This is a genomic window from uncultured Veillonella sp., from assembly GCF_905209685.1.
GTDB lineage: Bacteria > Bacillota > Negativicutes > Veillonellales > Veillonellaceae > Veillonella.
Window position 1 is genome coordinate 1 of the sequence record NZ_CAJLUB010000195.1, and the last position, 1,669, is coordinate 1,669.

The 1,669-nt window shown below is 37.7% G+C and carries 1 protein-coding gene and 3 tRNA genes; all 4 read right to left on the reverse strand.

The window, feature by feature from the left end; genetic code table 11:
- Position 1: 1 nt before the first annotated feature.
- Positions 2–87 (reverse strand) — tRNA-Leu (locus tag QZ055_RS09330).
- A 12-nt stretch (positions 88–99) separates the two neighbouring features.
- Positions 100–175, reverse strand: a tRNA-Phe gene (locus tag QZ055_RS09335).
- A 5-nt stretch (positions 176–180) separates the two neighbouring features.
- Positions 181–256 (reverse strand) — tRNA-Asp (locus tag QZ055_RS09340).
- A gap of 366 nt (positions 257–622) precedes the next feature.
- On the reverse strand, positions 623–1,669 hold a 1,047-nt coding region (locus QZ055_RS09345; RefSeq protein WP_295826484.1), incomplete at its 5' end, for an inverse autotransporter beta domain-containing protein.

Consider the following 1,669-nt stretch of genomic DNA (forward strand, 5'->3'; position numbering starts at 1 on the left):
TTGGTGCGGTTGGAGGGACTTGAACCCTCACGAGCGTACGCTCACCACCCCCTCAAGATGGCGTGTCTGCCATTCCACCACAACCGCATGGAATACAAATGGTGCCTCAGGACAGAATCGAACTGTCGACACACGGATTTTCAGTCCGTTGCTCTACCAACTGAGCTACCGAGGCATGAATGGCGACCCCGATCAGATTTGAACTGACGATCTTCGCCGTGACAGGGCGACATGTTAACCGCTACACCACGGGGCCGCGTATCAACTCTCGTTGACTACTCGTATATATTAACATGAGGTAACCTACTAATGCAAGTACTTTTTTCTAATTTTTTGATGAATTTTTCCAAAATATATGAAATTAGGAACTATCTATTAAAAATCGCAAATATTAGCCATTTATATTTAGTATGCTTGAATATACTACAAATTATACCTATAATTACAGAAATCAAAAACGCCTGTAAAACGGATACTTTTTCTGATTTGTGACTATCTTAAGAACCAGCTTAAGGATAATAATAAAATTGGCACCTAAATTTCTTTAACAAAAACTAGGTGCCAATTTCAACATAATTATATAAAATTGTTTATTATGGTATTTTTACGAGTATGATACAAATTATAAATGATCCCAAGGGCCATCACGCAAGTCTTGTTCCCAATAATACTCAACCTTCATATCACCACGTTTGACCTTATCGAACATCTTAGAACGTGCCGAAGTCATCACATTTTCACTATGCTTACCACCAAAGTACGCATATTTAGACTTACCTAATGTATACATAACTGATACATACGGTTCTACAGAACTAATATTACTTTTACCAATTCCTAGATCTACAGAAATATGAGGCGTCACATTCATTTTAGCGCCTACATTTAATCCATGTATGGATTGCCACTTATGTTGGTCAATATAGTACATCTCTTCTGGATGTTCTCCTGGCGCTTTTGTTTTCCAATGATATCCTTCCACATAACTAGATAACCAACGAGCATTCTTATAATCGCGTGTATACCGTATATCAAAGCCATCCAATACATGTTCATAAGAATATCGAGGTGTTCTATGAATACCATCAGGTGGTGAACTTAAGCTATCATGAAAATCTATTGCCCGTGGTACTTGACGCAAAGGTGTATTAATGTCATAAGGCCCCACCTTTTTTTCTGATAGTCCATGGTATACATTGACACTAATCGTATTTAGACCAGCTACATATTCTAATCCTGCACTAACGCGAGAAAGTTTATCCTTAAATGCATAGTCATAGAATACATTAGCGCCGACGTAGGCATGCTCATGTGTACTAAGGCGACGATAGCCAATACCAGTAGTACCTACAACACCAAGTGTATCATGTTCTACTACTTCACCTTTATCAATATAGGTACCTTGACCGTCAATTCTTCCAAAATCTGAATCCGAACCATTCCAATATGTAGTAGTGGAAACTTTTTCGCCACCATTACCATCTAATCGTCCTTGTACAAACACCATGGATTTGCCATCTTTACCATATTGTTTTATGGGTTGTAACGTCTCTATAAAATACTGTGTATTCACTTTCTGCTTAGAGTTATGATTACGATAATGGAATCGTGTATCATAGCTTAGATTATTATCAGTCATTTGTTTATTAGGCATTGCATAATCATGATA